Annotated in this window: 14 protein-coding genes; 5 read left to right on the top strand and 9 right to left on the bottom strand. The window is 66.6% G+C overall.

The window, feature by feature from the left end; all coding sequences use genetic code 11:
- Nucleotides 1–48: 48 nt before the first annotated feature.
- Together GQ57_RS11525 and GQ57_RS11520 are read right to left on the bottom strand one after the other, a co-directional pair.
- Nucleotides 49–1,134 (bottom strand): hypothetical protein, encoded by a 1,086-nt coding sequence (locus GQ57_RS11525; RefSeq protein ID WP_235215051.1) that lies wholly within the window; start codon nt 1,132–1,134, stop codon nt 49–51.
- Nucleotides 1,053–2,387 (bottom strand): O-antigen ligase family protein, encoded by a 1,335-nt coding sequence (locus GQ57_RS11520; protein ID WP_235212808.1) that lies wholly within the window; start codon nt 2,385–2,387, stop codon nt 1,053–1,055. The genes GQ57_RS11525 and GQ57_RS11520 overlap by 82 nt, the downstream gene beginning before the upstream one ends.
- A gap of 255 nt (nt 2,388–2,642) precedes the next feature.
- On the opposite strand from GQ57_RS11520, the gene GQ57_RS11515 reads away from it, so the two are divergent.
- Both GQ57_RS11515 and GQ57_RS11510 read left to right on the top strand, forming a co-directional pair.
- Nucleotides 2,643–3,446, top strand: coding sequence for a glycosyltransferase family 2 protein (locus GQ57_RS11515; protein ID WP_052001261.1), 804 nt, complete (start codon nt 2,643–2,645; stop codon nt 3,444–3,446).
- 2 nt (nt 3,447–3,448) lie between these two features.
- Complete coding sequence (locus GQ57_RS11510) at nt 3,449–4,294, top strand: beta-1,4-mannosyl-glycoprotein beta-1,4-N-acetylglucosaminyltransferase (RefSeq protein ID WP_031402843.1); 846 nt, start codon at nt 3,449–3,451, stop codon at nt 4,292–4,294.
- 18 nt (nt 4,295–4,312) lie between these two features.
- Here GQ57_RS11510 and GQ57_RS11505 read toward each other — a convergent pair whose 3' ends face one another.
- From GQ57_RS11505 to dnaE, 3 genes are read right to left on the bottom strand one after another with little or no spacing between them, the layout of a single operon-like run.
- Complete coding sequence (locus GQ57_RS11505) at nt 4,313–5,251, bottom strand: glycosyltransferase family 2 protein (protein WP_031402842.1); 939 nt, start codon at nt 5,249–5,251, stop codon at nt 4,313–4,315.
- Nucleotides 5,244–6,422 (bottom strand): glycosyltransferase family 9 protein, encoded by a 1,179-nt coding sequence (locus GQ57_RS11500; protein WP_034197935.1) that lies wholly within the window; start codon nt 6,420–6,422, stop codon nt 5,244–5,246. The genes GQ57_RS11505 and GQ57_RS11500 overlap by 8 nt, the downstream gene beginning before the upstream one ends.
- A 57-nt stretch (nt 6,423–6,479) precedes the next feature.
- A complete protein-coding gene (dnaE, locus tag GQ57_RS11495) occupies nt 6,480–10,013 on the bottom strand; it encodes a DNA polymerase III subunit alpha (RefSeq protein WP_031402840.1) in 3,534 nt (1,177 codons plus the stop codon).
- A gap of 216 nt (nt 10,014–10,229) precedes the next feature.
- Here dnaE and GQ57_RS11490 point away from each other — a divergent pair, with 216 nt between their 5' ends.
- Nucleotides 10,230–11,084 (top strand): sulfurtransferase, encoded by an 855-nt coding sequence (locus GQ57_RS11490; RefSeq protein ID WP_031402839.1) that lies wholly within the window; start codon nt 10,230–10,232, stop codon nt 11,082–11,084.
- 19 nt (nt 11,085–11,103) lie between these two features.
- Nucleotides 11,104–12,000 carry a tRNA glutamyl-Q(34) synthetase GluQRS gene (gene gluQRS / locus GQ57_RS11485; RefSeq protein ID WP_174923290.1) on the top strand — a complete coding sequence of 299 codons (897 nt, stop codon included), beginning with the start codon at nt 11,104–11,106 and terminating at the stop codon, nt 11,998–12,000.
- 189 nt (nt 12,001–12,189) lie between these two features.
- Here gluQRS and GQ57_RS11480 read toward each other — a convergent pair whose 3' ends face one another.
- The 4 genes from GQ57_RS11480 to purT all read right to left on the bottom strand — a co-directional run bounded on the left by GQ57_RS11480 (nt 12,190) and on the right by purT (nt 16,067).
- Nucleotides 12,190–13,785, bottom strand: a complete 1,596-nt coding sequence (locus GQ57_RS11480; RefSeq protein WP_034197933.1) for a DEAD/DEAH box helicase — start codon at nt 13,783–13,785, stop codon at nt 12,190–12,192.
- Nucleotides 13,786–14,188: 403 nt separating this feature from the next.
- Complete coding sequence (locus GQ57_RS11475) at nt 14,189–14,569, bottom strand: MliC family protein (protein WP_031402836.1); 381 nt, start codon at nt 14,567–14,569, stop codon at nt 14,189–14,191.
- 79 nt (nt 14,570–14,648) lie between these two features.
- Nucleotides 14,649–14,834: a DUF6726 family protein gene (locus GQ57_RS11470; protein WP_031402835.1), complete on the bottom strand. Its 186-nt coding sequence runs from the start codon at nt 14,832–14,834 to the stop codon at nt 14,649–14,651.
- A gap of 18 nt (nt 14,835–14,852) precedes the next feature.
- Nucleotides 14,853–16,067, bottom strand: a complete 1,215-nt coding sequence (gene purT / locus GQ57_RS11465) for a formate-dependent phosphoribosylglycinamide formyltransferase (protein WP_031402834.1) — start codon at nt 16,065–16,067, stop codon at nt 14,853–14,855.
- Nucleotides 16,068–16,269: 202 nt separating this feature from the next.
- Between purT and GQ57_RS11460 the strand changes: the two genes are divergently transcribed.
- Entirely contained in the window at nt 16,270–16,815 is a 546-nt protein-coding gene (locus tag GQ57_RS11460) for an META domain-containing protein (protein WP_034197932.1), read from the top strand.
- Nucleotides 16,816–16,850 lie beyond the last annotated feature (35 nt).

The raw sequence follows: 16,850 nt of genomic DNA, 5'->3' as shown, positions 1-16,850 counted from the left end.
TTTGATACAAATGACGAAGAGCCCGGGAAGCTCCGTGAATGGAGCGAATTATAAGGCGGATGGCCCCCCGAGCTCGAACGCGCGCCGGATCTGCGCTTCGAACACGTCCGCCTCCCGATGGATCATATGTCGGTACGGCTCAAATTCGGCGGAGCAGCCCGCAAAATCGCCGAAAATCGCGTCGATGACCTGGCCGAACTGCTCGACGAACCCGCTCGCCTTCGGGTCCAGCTTGTACCTGTCCGGAATCGGCACATCCACCGGATTGCCGGCCGAGCCATGCCTGGCCGTCACCACGCAGCAGCCGTGCACGGCCGCCTCGCGCGGCAGACGGTCCCGGCCCGGATGGTGTCCAAAATCGATGTAGACCTTCGCCGCGCAGAACGCGTCGGCAAGCTGCTCCCGGTTCAGGCCGCGCAGCGGCTTGAACTGCCATTGCGGATAGGCGCGCATCAAACGCTCGGTGACGGATCGTCCCTTGCTCGGGTTGTACAGAATCACATCGTCGTGCGTCGCGGCCGCTAGCCGCTGCGGCAACGCCGCCAGATAGTCGAGCGCGGTATAAACCGGAATCGAATCGGTCAACGGCAGCACCGAAAAGCCGCGTGCCGCAAGATACGTCTGCGCATGGTGACTCTGGGCAAAGTGCTTCAGATGCCGCAACGCGCCGATTCCACCCAGCGGTCGCTTGCCCTTGATCCACGCCTTGAAATAGCGGAAGCGATCGCGCAGCGGGTTTCCATACCGCACGCACGTGTAATTGTTCAGCGACATCCACCAGATCGCCGCGTCGGCGCGCTTCACGCGCAGCGCGTCGGTCGGCATGATCTCCGGAAACACAATCAGCTCGCCGTGCTCGTCCGCATACGCCTCCACCGGGGCCGCGTACTTGCGATACGGTTCGGGGGTCTCGAAGGTCCGGTCGAACGGGCTATACACGATCGCCGCCGGCTGGCCGAGCCGGTTCAGTTCGGCGACGAGCTGATGCAGCGCCTCGGGCCCAGCCGTCATCGCGCCCCCAGGGCAAATGACCTTGACTTTGGCATATCGGTTCATCCGTGTGCCACCTCGGTCGTGCGCGATGCTGTCTGCCGTGCCGCGCCTTCGCTCGCCAGCACCTGAGCGCCGAGGCACGCAATCACCAGGCCATAGAACGAGGCAGTGTATTTCAGCGTGAACATTTCAAAACCGGCACTCATCACCATCACGCAAACGATATAAATCAAGCCGAGCTGACTCGCCCGCTTCACGCCATCGTCGGCGGCATGGCACCGCCGCCCGAAGAACACGAGCGGAATCAGGAATTGACACAGGACCGCGACTCCGCCGGCCACGCCGGAGCGCAGCAAGTTCGCCAGCAGTTCGTTATGCGGGCCGTGCTCGATCGCGATCGCCTGCGATGGCGGCGCGATCGACGTGATCCACGGCTGGCCCAGAGACGCGAGATATCCGGTGTCACCGTAGCCACTCCACGGACTGTGCTTGAACAGTTCCCACGATATGTGCCACATGGTCAGACGCAGGCCAGCCGACGTGTCGCGCTGCGTACCGGTGAGCCACTGGCGAATCTCTTCATAACCGCTGGCCAGGCGCACTGCGACTTCATGATCAGGAATTACCACGGCGGCCAGTACTGCGACACAGACCAGCAGCCACCACAATCTGACGGAGCGCCGGTTCAGCCACATCCACAGCGCAAACACCACCGGTATCACATACCATGCAGTGCGAGTGCCGGAACCGATAATCAGCGCGATACCGACCAGCACGCCGAGCGACTGCCACGCCGCCAGCATCCTGCCTCTGCCGCCCGACGCAACGCGCAAGCTGAACAAGCAAAAGCCGGTCAGCACCAGCCCATAAACACCGAACGTATCGGTGTCGACGAAATAAGTCGCATAGCGCCCGCCCCACTGCCTGGAGGCAGCCGGATTCAGCCACACCTCGATCAGCATCGCGAACAGGCAGAGAGGAGCGGCGTAGCCGACGATACGCGCAAAGTCAATGCGCCGCTGATGGAAATACAGAAGGACCGGAATCCCGAGCAGCATTCGCATGGGCGCGTCAAACGCCTTCAGCACCCATTCGTGCCGAAGCAGCTGTCCGATCGCGACCGCCGTGATCGGCGCGGCGAGCGCAATCATCAACGGCGCGAAACGGCGCCATTGGCCGCGCGCTTGTGCCCCCCATGCAGGGCCGTGCAGCAACGCCAGCAGCACCAGAATGAATAACGCGGTATTGGTCGCGCCACGCCAGCTGAGATATCCGGCTACCCCCAGTCCCGCCGCCAGCACCGCCACAAGATCGCTCCGCTGGCAACCGGGTGCGAGGTCGTGCTGCGTCCCGTTCCGGCACCACGCGCCAGGCCGCAAACGATCGAACAACATGCTCATTGATTTCGGATATCGCAAGGTTATTGCATGAAAATATCAGCCGGAGAATAGCACACGGACTTCGGGGCGACGTAGCGCCGCGGCGCGCCCGACGTGCCGCGCGCCGCGCGGGCGCTGACGGGCACGGGGATCGCCACGCGCTTCGCCGAAGCCGGGCTGCCGCCGGCATGGCAAACGTCCGCGCTTGCTATACTTCCATGAGTTTCGCCGCCCCCTGCCAGACCTGCATCGACCCGAGCATCACATCTCATGAGCGACCGTTTCGCCGCCCGCACAGCCGCCCCCACACTCACCGCCATCGTAATCACCAAGAACGAGGCGCGCGATATTGGCGCATGTCTCGCATCGCTACGGCCCTGGGTCGACGAGATCATCGTGTTCGACTCCGGCAGCACCGACGGCACGCAAACCATCTGTCGCGAATATGGCGCGATTGTTCATGAAACCGACTGGCCCGGCTTCGGCGCTCAAAAGCAGCGCGCGCTGGACCAGGCCCGCGGCACATGGGTGCTTTCGATCGATGCCGACGAGCGCGTTCCGCCCGAGCTACGCGACGAAATCCTGGCTTGCATCGAATCGCCGGGTGCCGAACTCTACGATCTCCCGCGCCGCTCCAATTACTGCGGAACCTGGATTCGCCACAGCGGCTGGAGTCCCGACTATGTGCGGCGCCTGTTTGTGCGCGGCCGGGCGCGCTTCTCCGACGATCTCGTGCACGAACGCGTGATCGGCAACGACGACGCCCGTTGCGCGCGGCTGGCGACGCCTCTGCTGCATTACACGTACCGCGATCTTTCGGAGGTGCTCGGCAAGATCGACAGCTATTCGAGTTATGGCGCGGCACAGAAAGTCGCACGCGGCAAATCGGGAGGTTTGCGCCGCGCGGTGCTGCACGGCCTGTGGACTTTCATCCGCACCTATGTCGTCAAGCTGGGCTTCCTCGACGGCAGGATGGGATTCATCCTGGCCGTTTCGAATGCCGAGACCTCGTACTACCGCTACCTGAAGATGATGTTGCTCGGCGACGATCGCGGCAATCACCCGCAAGCCTGAATATGACCCGCCCAAAGATTTACGACTGCTTCTGCTATTTCAACGAGGACATGCTGCTCGAGCTGCGACTCGAGACACTGTGGGACCACGTCGACTATTTCGTGATTTCCGAAGCGGTCTACACCCAAACCGGCAATCCCAAACCGCTGAATTTCGACATCGAGAAATTCGCGAAATACCGCGACAAGATTCGCTATCTGGTGGTTGATCATTTCCCGCCGGGCGCGCGCAGCGCGTGGAGGAATGAGAACTATCAGCGCAACTACCTGATCCACGGGCTGCACGACGCACGGCCTGACGACTGGATCCTGGTGTCGGACCTCGACGAGATTCCGTATCCGGCCACGATTCGCGCATACGACCCGCGCTATCGCCGCGGTGATTTTCAGCAGCATGCGTATGCCTATTTTCTGAACAATCAGCTCGTGCAGGACGATGGCCGGCCCGCGATCTGGGCCGGGTCCAAGATCACGACAATGCATCAGGTCGAACGGTTTTTCGGCAACATCAACGCGGTGCGCTCATACAAATCGTCCGGACCGTTGCGTTCGCTGCGCCGCGCATGGTTCCGGCGCTTCGAAGTACAGCGCCTGACGCCAGGCGGCTGGCATTTCACGTGGGTGCTGTCGCCGGAGAAAATCGTGCTCAAGATGGAGAGCATCGCCGAGCAGGAGTTCGTGCGCGACGAGTACAAGGATCTCGCGTATATCGACGCACAGATCCATGCGGGTCGGGACCTGCTCAACCCGAACAGCCATTACGTTGCGCAAACGCCAGATGCCGAACGTTTCCCGCCCCATCTGGCCGCGCACCGCGAACGTTACGCGCAATGGCTGAGGCCGGTTTGAGCGGCCTCGGGCGCGTGCTCAAACGTTGTTCTTCTCGCCGGACCGCGCGTCGTGCCCGGCGAGCGGGAGAAACTGCAGTTGCGCCGGCAGGTTCGGCTCCCAGGCCTCGAGGTCGAGCGTCGGATAACGACCGAACGCGTACATCAAACGCTTCAGGCGGCTCTTCAGACTGGGCACCGGCACGTTCGGCAGCGCGTCGCGCGGATTGTCCGCGCCATCGCGCATGTACTTATTCTTGAATTCGCGCGGCGAGATGCCCCACTTCATCAGGAACTCACGGCCGCCACGATTGCGCTTGATACGCCCGGTACTACGGCAGCTGAAGTGATAGATGCGGCTTTCGCCGACAATGCGGAACACCCGGCAACCGACCAGCCACAGTTTGATCAGGAAATCGTCATCGCTGCTCATACCCGGTCCGAACTCGATGCTGTAGCCGCCGACGCGGTGCCACAGTTCGCGGCTCACGAGCGTTGGCTGCGATGCGACGCCGTCACGATCGACGGTCTTCAGTTGCTTCGCATGCGCCAGCAGGCCGGCTTCGTCGAAGGTCTGCGGGTCCGTGCCGAACGCGCCGACCGATACCAGATCGTTCCCGGTCTGCGTCGGCTCGATCAGGTGCGACGACAAGTATGCGCACGAGTGGTCGAGTCGGCGCAGCGCGTTTTCGAACGCGAGATCCCAGCCCGGCGTGCAGAACATGTCATCGTTCATGAATACGATCCAGTCGCGCGTCGCGAGCCTTGCCACGTCGTTCAGCGCGATGCACACGCCGACGTTGCCCCGGCTCCACGTATGCGCGATGCCTTGCTCACGCACCCAGTCGAGGGTACCGTCACTGCCGTCGTTCACGTGCACGACGATCTCGTGCTCGTAGGCCGAATGCCGTCTAATGCTGTCGATGCACAGCTTCAAATACGGCAGGTTGTTCCAGGTCGGAATCAGAATGCTAAACATGCTTGTTCTCTCTCGCTAATACATCGACGCGTACCAGGGCGTCGGGCACCGGCACGTTCAATAATTCGCCTGCGGCCCGGATCACGCGGGCCGAGCTGAGCGTGGTCAGGCATTCGCTCAGGCTTTCCAGGCGCTGCTCGCACCCTTCGTTAAGGCACGGGACGCAACCGCCTTCGCCCTGCAGCAGATAGACGTTTCCGTGTCGCGCCGTCCCCTTGCGTTGCCACGGATTGACCGCCGCGGCCCATCCGTGAGGCCACGGACCCCAACGCACCGGATCGGACGGTCCGAACAGCGCAAGCGTCGGCGTACCAGTGGCCGCCGCGATATGCGTGGCGCTCGTATCCGGGCCCACGTACAGACGCGCGCGCCGAATCATCTCGGCGCTTTCCGCCAACGACAGCTGCCCGACCCGATTCAGCACGACGCCCGGCAACCGGCCGGCGATCTGCTCCGCATAGTCGCGCTCGGCCGGCGCCGGTCCACCGCTCAATGCGATCGCGAATCCCTGACCGTGCAGCCAAGTAGCGAGCTCAACCCAGCCCTCCAGATGCCACAGCTTGTACGCGTACATCGGATATGGATGCAGCACCACGTACGGCCGCCCCTGCAATTCGCCGGCGCCGTCGAAATGCTGCTCGAAACGCGCGACTGCAGCAGCGCCGCTACCGACGGAGGGAGGCACCACGTCGGCGAGCGGAGCGATGCCGAGCCCGCGCGCCAACAGCAGACCGCTATTGACGGTGTGCAGATCGCTGTCGTCGACAACATGGCGATCGAGCATCCAGCGATTGAAACGCGTGACGCGCTCCGGCGCCAACAGACCGATGCGCTTGCGGCCCGCGAACCAACAGTAGAACCGCGCACGATCCGAACTGATAGCGGCGCACGCCAGATCGTAGCGACGCCAGATCCGCGCCGCATCGGCAAAACGCTCGCCGATACCGGCACGTTGCGCAACCGTGATCACCCGCCGGACATCCGGATTGTTCTCGAGCACGCCGTCGGTACCGCGGAACACCAGCACGTCGATCTGCGCCTCGGGCCAGCGCACCTTCAGCGAACGCACGAGCGGCGTCGTCAGCAGCACGTCGCCAATGCGGCGCGTGCAGACGACCAGGATCGTGCACGGAGGACGGTCGGTGGGAAACAGGTCCAAAACTTGATCCATAAATCGGCTGAGCCTCGTTGGTCTCCGTTGGCAATCGGATCGAGATGCTCAGCCCGTTCAATACGCGATCTCGACGGCGCTGCCGTCGAACGCCGCACGCAGCTCGGCCAGCAGCGCATCACTCGGCTTCACGCGCCACGCATCGCCGAGACGCATTTCACCCTGTGCCCGCGCGTTGCTGTAGTGGATCTGGACCGCGAGCCCGTTCGGCAGCGGCGCCTGCGGGCGGCGCCCGCCGTCGCGACCACCGCCGCGCGGCGCGGGCGCTTCGACCGCCGGCGCGGCCGCCGGATCGTCCTTCGATACGTGCGGCTCGAGCACGCGGCGCAGCGCGTCCGCATCGGCATTGCCGTTCATCGTCAGCCGCACGGCCTGCGCATAGCGGCTGCGTGCGCGCTCGAGATCCATCACCGTGTCGGCCGTGAAGCGGATGCCGCCCGTGAACGCGTCGTTGCGGGCCTGCCCCTGCACGATCAGCAACTCGTCTTCCTTGAACAGCGCCTTGTTCGCCTCGAACTGCTCGTTGAAGATCGTGATCTCGCACTGGCCCGAGCCGTCGTCGAGCAGCGCGATCAGCATCTTGCCGCGCTGGGTCATCTGCGTGCGCAGCGACGCGATGATGCCGGCGACGAGCTTGTCGCGCCCCTCCTTCAGATCGCCGACCTTCTGCCGCACGAAGCGGCGCACCTCGTCGCGATACGCGTCGAACAGGTGGCCGGACAGGTAGAAACCGAGCGCGCCCTTTTCTTCCTGCAGGCGGCGCTTGTCGTCCCACGCCGGCTCGTCGACGAGCGCATGCGCGTGCGGCGATTCGGCGCCCATGTCGAACAGGCCCGCCTGCATCGCGTTCGCCTCGGCCTGGTCGGCCGCTTCCATCGCGAGCGGCACCGACGCGATCAGCTGCGCGCGGTTCGTGTTCAGCGAATCGAACGCACCGGCGCGGATCAGCGCCTCGACCGTGCGGCGGTTGACGACACGCCGGTCGATCCGCTCGCAGAAGTCGAACAGGTCGGTGAACGCCTTCTCCTCGCGGGCGCGCAGGATTTCCTCGATCGCGTTCTGGCCGCTGCCCTTCACCGCGCCGAGGCCGTAGCGGATCGTGCGCGAACGCTTGCCGTCGGCTTCGGCGACGGGCTCGAACCGGTAGTGCGACTGGTTGATGTCCGGCGGCAGCACGGCGAGGTTGTTCACGACGCAGTCGTCGAACAGGATCTTCACCTTGTCGGTGTCGTCCATCGCGAGCGTCATGTTGGCCGCCATGAATTCGGCCGGATGGTGCGCCTTCAGCCACGCTGTGTAGTACGCGAGCAGCGCATAGGCAGCCGCGTGCGACTTGTTGAAGCCGTAGCCCGCGAACTTCTCCATCAGGTCGAAGATTTCGTCGGACTTCTCGCGCGTGAGGCCGTTCTTCGCCGCACCCTCGGCGAAGATCTCGCGGTGCTTGACCATCTCCTCGGGCTTCTTCTTGCCCATCGCGCGGCGCAGCAAGTCCGCGCCGCCGAGCGAGTAGCCGCCGATGATCTGCGCCATCTGCATCACCTGCTCCTGATAGACCATGATGCCGTAGGTCTCTTTCAGGACGGGTTCGACGCGCGGATCCGGGTACTCGACCTTCTCGCGGCCGTGCTTCCGCGCGCAGAAGCTCGGAATCAGGTCCATCGGGCCCGGACGATACAACGACACGAGCGCGATGATGTCCTCGAAGCGGTCGGGCTGCGCATCCTTCAGCATGCCCTGCATCCCGCGGCTTTCCAGCTGGAACACCGCGACCGTGTTGGCCTTCTTCAGGATCTGGAACGATGCGGCGTCGTCGAGCGGCACCTGCGCGAGCGACCAGTCGGCCTTCGACGGATCGAGGCGGCGAATGTAGCGCTCGGCCCAGTCGAGGATCGTCAGCGTCGTGAGGCCCAGAAAGTCGAACTTCACGAGGCCGACTGCCTCGACGTCGTCCTTGTCGTACTGGCTGACGACGCCGCCGTCGTCGCCCTGCGTGTACAGCGGGCAGAAATCGGTCAGCTTGCCGGGCGCGATCAGCACGCCGCCCGCGTGCATCCCGACGTTGCGCGTGAGGCCCTCGACGCGCTGCGCGAGATCGAGCAGCTGGTGGACTTCGTCCTCGTGGTCGTAGCGCTCCTGAAGCTGCGGCTCCTCCTTCATCGCGTCGGCGATCGTCACGTGCTTGCCGGGCTTGAACGGGATCAGCTTCGCGACGCCGTCGGTGAACATGTAGCCGAGATCGAGCACGCGGCCGATGTCGCGCACGGCCGCCTTCGCGGCCATCGTGCCGAAGGTCGCGATCTGCGATACGGCGTCCGCGCCGTATTTCTCCTTCACGTACTGGATCACGCGATCGCGGCCGTGCTGGCAGAAGTCGATGTCGAAGTCGGGCATCGACACGCGTTCCGGGTTCAGGAAGCGCTCGAACAGCAGGTTGTAGCGCAGCGGATCGAGGTCGGTAATGCCGAGCGCGTACGCGACCAGCGAACCGGCGCCGGAGCCGCGACCCGGGCCGACCGGCACGCCGTTGTTCTTCGCCCAGTTGATGAAGTCCGCAACGATCAGGAAGTAGCCGGGAAAGCCCATCTTCGTGATGGTCCCGCACTCGAATTCGAGGCGCTTGTAGTACGTGTCGCGCTGCGCGTCGCGTTCGGCTTCGACCGGATACAGCTGTACGAGCCGCGTCTCGAGCCCTTCCTTCGACAGCTGGACCAGGTAGTCGTCGAGCGACATGCCGTCCGGCGTCGGGAACAGCGGCAGTTTCGGCTTGCCGAGCTCGAGCTTCAGGTTGCAGCGCTTCGCGATCTCCACCGTGTTGGCGATCGCCGACGGCAGATCGGCGAACAGCGCGGCCATGCCTTCCTGCGTGCGGAAGTACTGGTCGGTCGTAAAGCGCTTCTGGCGCCGCGGGTTCGCGAGGATGTCGCCTTCCGAAATGCACACGCGTGCTTCATGCGCGGTGAAATCGTCGTCGGTCATGAACTGCGTCGGGTGCGTCGCGACGACCGGCAGCTTCAGCGCCGCGGCGAGCGTCGCGGCCTGCTGGATGTACGCCTCGGCGCCCGGCTGGCCATAACGCTGCAGCTCGATGTAGAAGCCGCCCGGGAACACCTTCGCCCAGCGTTCGGCGTGACGGCGCGCGGCGTCTTCGTTGCCGGCGGCCAGCGCGAGCCCGATGTCGCCCTGCTGCGCGCCCGACAGCGCGAGCAGCCCCTGCGCGAGCTCGCCGTCGAGCCAGCTCGCGTCGAGTTCCGCGCGGCCGCGGTACTGGTTCGTGAGCCAAGCCTTCGACAGCAGCTCGCAGAGATTCAGGTAGCCGGTCTTGTCCTTGACGAGCAGCAGCAGCCGCGACGGCTTGTCGCGATCGTCCGGATTGGCGATCCAGACGTCGCAGCCGGCGATCGGCTTGATGCCCTTGCCGCGGGCTTCCTGGTAGAAACGGACGAGGCCGAATGCGTTGCCAAGATCGGTGAGCGCGAGCGCACCCTGACCGTCGGCGGCCGCCGCCTTGACGATGTCGTCAATGCGCACGATGCCGTCGGCAATCGAGAATTCGGAGTGAACGCGGAGATGGACGAAGCGAGGATCTGACATGGGCGCTATTGTAGCCGCCCCGCCGCGACGGCTGCCCAAAAAATCCCCGCACCGGCCGTTCGGCCGATGCGCGCGACCCTACGTCGCGCGACTGGCCGAACGGCCGGATGCCGGCCCGGGCGCGGTTTGCGGGATAATACGGTTTTTCGAATCCACGCCCCGGCTTCGCACCCTTTTTTGCGGGCCGCCGTGCGGCCGTTTTCCCGTCGGACCATCATGACCATCGTCAACCTCGCCGCCTACCACTTCGTGTCGCTCGACGCGACCGAGCAATGGCGCCCGCTCGTCACCGCCCGCTGCAACGAACTCGGCCTGCGCGGCACGATCCTGCTCGCGCCGGAAGGCATCAACCTGTTCATCGCCGGTACGCGTGAAGCCGCCGACGCGTTCATCGCGTACATTCGCCACGATCCGCTGTTCGAAGGCAAGTTCGCGACGCTGCAGTTCAAGGAGAGCCTGTCCGACTCGCAGCCGTTCCGCCGCATGCTCGTGCGCCTGAAGCGCGAGATCATCACGATGAAGAAGCCCGCGATCAAGCCGGAACTCGGCCGCGCGCCGTTCGTCGACGCGCGCACGCTGAAGGCATGGCTCGACCGCGGCCACGACGACACGGGCCGCCCGGTCGTGATGCTCGACACGCGCAATGCGTTCGAGGTCGACGTCGGCACGTTCGACGACGCGCTCGACTACCGGATCGACAAGTTCAGCGAATTCCCGGAAGTCATCGACGCGAACCGCGCCGACCTCGAGGGCAAGACGGTCGTGTCGTTCTGCACGGGCGGCATCCGCTGCGAGAAGGCCGCGATCCACATGAAGGAAATCGGCATCGAGAACGTGTACCAGCTCGAAGGCGGGATCCTGAAGTACTTCGAGGAAGTCGGCGGCGCGCACTATCACGGCGACTGCTTCGTGTTCGACTACCGCACCGCGCTGAATCCGCAGCTCCAGCCCACCGAGAACGTCACGTGCTTCGCGTGCCGCGCGGTCGTTACGCCAGAGGCGCAGCAATCGCCGAGCTACGTGCCCGGCGAGTCGTGCCCGGCCTGCGCACCGGCGGCCAGCGCCGCGTAACCGCGCGCTGCCCCGCGCCCTGATGACCGCCTATCGCGGCCGCTTCGCGCCGTCGCCCACGGGCCCGCTGCACTTCGGCTCGCTGGTCGGCGCGCTCGCGAGCTGGCTCGACGCGCGCGCACACGGCGGCGCGTGGCTCGTGCGCATCGAGGATCTCGACGGCCCGCGCACGGTCCCCGGCGCGGCCGACGGCATCCTCGCGACACTCGCGCATTTCGGCATGACGCCGGACGAACCGCCCGTCTGGCAAAGCACGCGCGATGCGGCCTATACGGCCGCGCTCGAACGGCTCGTCGCAGCCGGGTTCGTCTATCCGTGCGGCTGCACGCGCAAGGAAATCGCCGATTCGCTGCGCGCCGCGCACGAACGCCACACGACGCTCGCCTACCCGGGCACCTGCCGCACCGGCCTGCATGGCAAGCCCGCGCGCGCGTGGCGGCTGCGCTTGCCGGACGGCGACGCCGCGATCGTCACGTTCGACGATCGCTGGCAACACACGCAATCGCAGAACCTCGCGACCGAAGTCGGCGATTTCGTGCTGAAGCGCGCGGACGGGCAATGGGCCTATCAGCTCGCGGTCGTCGTCGACGATGCCGAGGCGCGCATCACGCACGTCGTGCGCGGCGCCGACCTGCTCGACTCGACCGCGCGCCAGATCTACCTGCAGCACTGCCTCGGTGTGCCGACCCCGCAATACCTGCATGTGCCCGTCGTCGTCGATGCGAACGGCGAAAAACTCAGCAAGCAGACGGGCGCGACCGCGCTCGAGCGCGACGATCCGCTGCCGGCGCTGCAGGCCGCGGCCGCACATCTGGGCCTCGCGCCCGACGGCGCGCTCGCCGGTACGACACTCGATGCGTTCTACGCGGCGGCGACGGCCGCGTGGGCGCGGCGCTTCGGGCCGCAGGCGAGCTGACGGCGGCCGGCGCGCCCGGTTGGGCGGCCATCTCAGCCGGCAGCACGGCAGATGCATCGCCCGCCGGCGCGCCAATCAGCATCCTCCCAGCCCGCCGGCCACGGCCCCAATGAAAAACGGGCACATGCTCGTCGCATGCACCCGCTTGTCCCGCGGCGCTCGCGCGCCGCACCGTTCCCTCCGCCCGGCTTATGCCGACGGCTTGCGCGGCATCCCGAACCCGCCGAGCAGCGCGGCGACCTGACGCTTCGGCCCCTTCTTCTCCGGCTGCTGCGCCGGCTGCACGTCGTCCGGCTGTTTCGCCGAGGCCGACGGCTCATACGGCTTCAGGAAGAAATCGTCGACCGGCGCCTCGTGGCGGCGGTGATGACCGCGCTCGGAACTGCCCGGGCGGCGCCCCGACGCACCGCGATGTTCGTCGCGATCGCGACGGCCGCCGCGCTCACCGGCGCGCTCACCGCCACGTTCGCCGCCCCGCTGCTCGCTGTTGCGCTCGCCACGGTCGCCACGGTCGCCACGCTCACCACGGTCGTCGTGACGATGACGCGCCGGCTTGTCGAGCACGAGCGTCTGCACGTCGAGCGGACGCTTGATCAGCTTCTCGATATCGGCGAGCTGCTTGCGCTCGTTCGGGCTGCACAGCGACAGCGCATCGCCCGTCGCACCCGCGCGGCCGGTACGGCCGATCCGGTGCACGTAGTCTTCGGCGCTGAACGGCAGGTCGAAGTTGATCACGGCCGGCAGCTCGGCGATGTCGAGGCCGCGCGCGGCCACGTCGGTCGCGACCAGCGCCTCGATCTCGCCGCGCTTGAACGCGTCGAGCGCCTGCATCCGCTCGATCTGCGTCTTGTCGCCGTGGATCGCCGACGCGACCACGCCGTCGCGCTCGAGGTTGCGCGCCAGCCGGCTCGCGCCGATCTTGCTGTTGCAGAACACGATCACCTGCTTGAGGCCGCGATCGCGCAGCAGTTGCACGACGGCCGCCTGCTTGTCGCCTTCGGCGACGTCGTAGACGATCTGCGTGACGTTCGCGTTGGTCGAGTTGCTGCGCGCGACCTCGATCGTCTGCGGATTGCGCAGGTAGGTCGACGCGAGCTTCTTGATTTCCGGCGAGAAGGTGGCCGAGAACAGCAGCGTCTGGCGATCCTTGGGCAGCAGGTTCAGGATGCGCTGCAGATCGGGCAGGAAGCCCATGTCGAGCATCCGGTCGGCCTCGTCGAGCACGAGGATCTGCACCTGGCCGAGGTTGGCCGTCTTCTGCTGCACGTGGTCGAGCAGGCGGCCCGGCGTCGCGATCAGGATCTCGACGCCGCGTCGCAGCTCGGCCATCTGCGGGTTCATGTCGACGCCGCCGAACACGACCGCGCTGCGCAGCGGCGTGTGCTTCGCATACGCGTGCACGTTCGCGGCGACCTGGTCGGCGAGTTCGCGGGTCGGCGTGAGGATCAGCGCGCGCACCGGGTGGCGCGCGGGCGACGCGCTCGTGTTGGCCTGCGGCAGCAGGCGCTGGATGATCGGCAGCGAGAAACTCGCGGTCTTGCCGGTACCCGTTTGCGCGGCGCCCATGACGTCGCGGCCGGCGAGCACGACCGGAATGGCCTGCGCCTGGATCGGCGTCGGCGTCGTATAGCCCTGCTCCGCAATGGCTTTCAGGATATCGGCGGCAAGGCCGAATTGATCGAAGGTTGCGTCGACGGGCTTGGCGACAGAATCGGACATGGTGGCGTTTCGCTCAAAAGGCGCGGCGGGGACATCGTGCGTCAGGCCAGCCGGGCCTGCGCTCATCACAATTCGGAAATAGACGGAGCCGCGGCGCGCCGCGCGGCGCCGCTCTGGCGCTTGGGACCGGTTCAATGCGAACGCTGGACGCCAGGCCGTGCGGACTCCGTTCGGCGCGAATGCCGGCGGAAAGGGCCGTATTGTAGCACTGCGCGGCCATCTGTCCGTGACAACGCCGCGAACGACCTCGACGGCGGTTCGTTCAGCCGGCCGGGGCGGGCCCGTACGACCGCCGAGCTGCCCGATCGGGCAGCCCCGATAGGCGGGCGGATAATATCAGGGGCCTGATCCAGGGAAGTCGCGCCGGATCGTCGGCGGCCGGCTCGCAACCCCGCCCGGCAAGCCCGGCGGCCCGCCAGACGGCGACGAACCGACCGCGGCCGGCACGCCCCACGCCCGTACCCGGCGCTCAGCCCTTCTTCTTTTTCTTGTCGACCTGCACGCAATCGCCCAGCAGCGGCGGCGCACTCTGGTCGGCAATCTCGTCGCGCAGCATCGCTTCCTTGCCCTTCGTCCACCACGAATAGCGGCCGGCCTGGTAGCGTGCGCCCGACGCCGATACGGTATCGACGAACAGCATCTGCCGCCCGTTGACCGGCACGAGCGCGAAGCTCTGGCCGTTGCCCGCGAGCCAGTACGACACGCGTACCGGCTGCTTCTGGTTCGCGCACTGGTAGACGGCGAACTGGCGCGAATCGGCGTCGATTTCCTCGACGGTCAGTTGCGCGGCATGCGCGACGGAAACGGCGGCGCCGGCCAGCGCGAGCGCGGCGAAGGTCTGGCGAATCATGCGGGTCCTCTCACGAGACGGGTGGGAGCGCGCCCTCGCGGGGCGCGCCATTCATGGTGGGCGAGCGCGCGGGCCTCGCTCAGGGATCGATCACGTCCGCGCACGCATCCGTCGGCGCGGCCGCGACATGGCCGACGAGCGGCACGATCTTGAGCCCGGCCGATGCGACCCGGCACGGCGCGGCCGCGAGGCCGCAACCCGTGAGACTCGCGACAAGCGCCAGTGCGACGCCCAGCTTTCCGATACGCAACCACTTCGGCGCCATCGTTCTCTCCTGGTGCAATCAGCGGGCCGACACGGGCCGGACGGCCGCGGCGGCGCGCTTCGCGCGTTCGCGGGCCTCGTCGACGGTCGCGCCGGTCGCCAGCGCCACGCCCATGCGCCGTTTCGCGAAGCTTTCCGGCTTGCCGAACAGGCGCAGGTCGGCGCCCGGCACCGCAAGCGCGTCGCGCACGCCTTCGAACGCGATCCCGCGCTCGTCGAGCCCGCCGTAGATCACGGCCGACGCAGCCGGCGTACCGAGCGCCGGATCGACCGGCAGCCCGAGAATCGCGCGCGCATGCAGCTCGAATTCCGACTGGCGCTGCGACGCGAGCGTGACGAGGCCCGTATCGTGCGGCCGCGGGCTCACCTCGGAGAACCACACGTCGTCGCCGCGCACGAACAGCTCGACGCCGAACAGCCCGCGCCCGCCGAGCGCCTCGGTCACCTTGTGCGCGATCTCGCGCGATTTCTCCAGCGCCGCCGCGCTCATCGGCTGCGGCTGCCACGACTCGACGTAGTCGCCCGCGACCTGCACGTGGCCGACCGGCTCGCAGAAATAGGTGCGCGTATCGCCGGTCGCCGGGTCGATCGCGCGCACGGTCAGCTGCGTGATCTCGTAGTCGAAATCGATGAAGCCCTCGACGATCACGCGGCCGTGATTCACGCGCCCGCCCGCCATCGCGTAGTCCCACGCGGGCCGCACGTCGGCCCCGGTCTTCAAGACCGATTGCCCCTTGCCCGACGACGACATCACCGGTTTCACGACGCACGGCATGCCGATCTTCGCGACGGCCGCCTCGAACGCCTCGAACGAATCCGCGAACGCATACGGCGACGTCGGCAGGCCGAGCGACTCGGCCGCGAGCCGGCGGATCCCTTCGCGGTTCATCGTGAGCTGCGTCGCGCGCGCGGTCGGAATCACCTCGGCGAGGCCGGCCGCCTCGATCGCCGCGAGCGCGTCGGTCGCGATCGCCTCGATCTCGGGCACGATCAGGTGCGGCTTCTCGGCTTCGACGATCGCCCGCAGCGCGGCGGCATCCGTCATGTCGATCACGTGCGCGCGATGCGCGACCTGATGGCCCGGCGCGTCCGGATAGCGGTCGACCGCCACGACTTCGACGCCGAGACGCTGCAACGCGATGATGACTTCCTTGCCGAGCTCGCCGGCGCCGAGCAGCATGACGCGCGTGGCCGAGGGTGAAAGCGGCGTACCGAGCCGCTGACCGATCTGCATGTGAATTCCCGCTTCTGGTGGAGGACGAAAACGGCTCCGATGTTAACACGCGACGCGGCACGGATCCGGGGCGTTGCGCCGCGCCGACGCCGGCCCGCGCCCGGGTCGCGAACGTTTTCACGCGCGAAGTGTCGGCTCGCCTGCCGCGGGGCGGGTGCGTTACTCTTACGCCTTGATCAGAATCCGAAGAGGAACGAGGCTCATGTCCCACCTGTCCGCAGCCACACGCGCACGCACCGGCCTGCTTCGCCCGTTGCGCGCGCCGCTGTGCGCGTTGACGCTTGCCACGCTTCTCGCCGCCTGCGCGATGCCGACCCACCCCGATTCCGCCGCCCCCGCGCCCGACCCGTTCAACCCGGCCGCCGTCCAGCTGCTCGACGACACGAGCTGGGAACTCACCGGCTGGCTGAACGCCGACGGCACGCCGCGCACGATCCCGCACGGCGACAACGGCGAGCCGATCAAGCTCGCGCTGTCGACCGAATCGGGCATCCGGCGCGCCAGCGGGTTCTCCGGCTGCAACCGCTACATGGGCACCTACGCGATCAAGAACGGCCTGCTGAACTTCGGGCCGCTCGCCGGCACGCGGATGGCCTGCCCGAATACGCTCGGCGGCCAGCTCGAACCCGCGTTCCTCGACGCGCTCGCCCACGTCGACAAGACCGGCGTGCAGATGCGCGAGCCGCAGCAACTGCAGATCGTGACCGCCGACGGCGCGACGCTGACCTTCACGCACCGGCGCCCCTGATGCACGGCGCGCGCAAAGGCCGACCGACCGCCTTT

Origin of the sequence: Burkholderia sp. MSh2, assembly GCF_000731655.1 — a bacterium.
Taxonomy (GTDB): Bacteria; Pseudomonadota; Gammaproteobacteria; order Burkholderiales; family Burkholderiaceae; genus Burkholderia; species Burkholderia paludis.
The sequence above is the reverse complement of the archived record's forward strand: the minus strand, read 5'-3'. Positions and strand labels throughout refer to the sequence as shown.

Excerpts from the sequence above, each read along its gene's own strand:
- GQ57_RS11520 (WP_235212808.1), bottom strand. The coding sequence starts at position 2,387 with ATGTTGTTCGATCGTTTGCGGCCTGGCGCGTGGTGCCGGAACGGGACG.
- GQ57_RS11515 (WP_052001261.1), top strand. The coding sequence starts at position 2,643 with ATGAGCGACCGTTTCGCCGCCCGCACAGCCGCCCCCACACTCACCGCC.
- GQ57_RS11510 (WP_031402843.1), top strand. The coding sequence starts at position 3,449 with ATGACCCGCCCAAAGATTTACGACTGCTTCTGCTATTTCAACGAGGAC.
- GQ57_RS11505 (WP_031402842.1), bottom strand. The coding sequence starts at position 5,251 with ATGTTTAGCATTCTGATTCCGACCTGGAACAACCTGCCGTATTTGAAG.
- GQ57_RS11500 (WP_034197935.1), bottom strand. The coding sequence starts at position 6,422 with ATGGATCAAGTTTTGGACCTGTTTCCCACCGACCGTCCTCCGTGCACG.
- dnaE (WP_031402840.1), bottom strand. The coding sequence starts at position 10,013 with ATGTCAGATCCTCGCTTCGTCCATCTCCGCGTTCACTCCGAATTCTCG.
- GQ57_RS11490 (WP_031402839.1), top strand. The coding sequence starts at position 10,230 with ATGACCATCGTCAACCTCGCCGCCTACCACTTCGTGTCGCTCGACGCG.
- GQ57_RS11480 (WP_034197933.1), bottom strand. The coding sequence starts at position 13,785 with ATGAGCGCAGGCCCGGCTGGCCTGACGCACGATGTCCCCGCCGCGCCT.
- GQ57_RS11475 (WP_031402836.1), bottom strand. The coding sequence starts at position 14,569 with ATGATTCGCCAGACCTTCGCCGCGCTCGCGCTGGCCGGCGCCGCCGTT.
- GQ57_RS11470 (WP_031402835.1), bottom strand. The coding sequence starts at position 14,834 with ATGGCGCCGAAGTGGTTGCGTATCGGAAAGCTGGGCGTCGCACTGGCG.
- purT (WP_031402834.1), bottom strand. The coding sequence starts at position 16,067 with ATGCAGATCGGTCAGCGGCTCGGTACGCCGCTTTCACCCTCGGCCACG.
- GQ57_RS11460 (WP_034197932.1), top strand. The coding sequence starts at position 16,270 with ATGTCCCACCTGTCCGCAGCCACACGCGCACGCACCGGCCTGCTTCGC.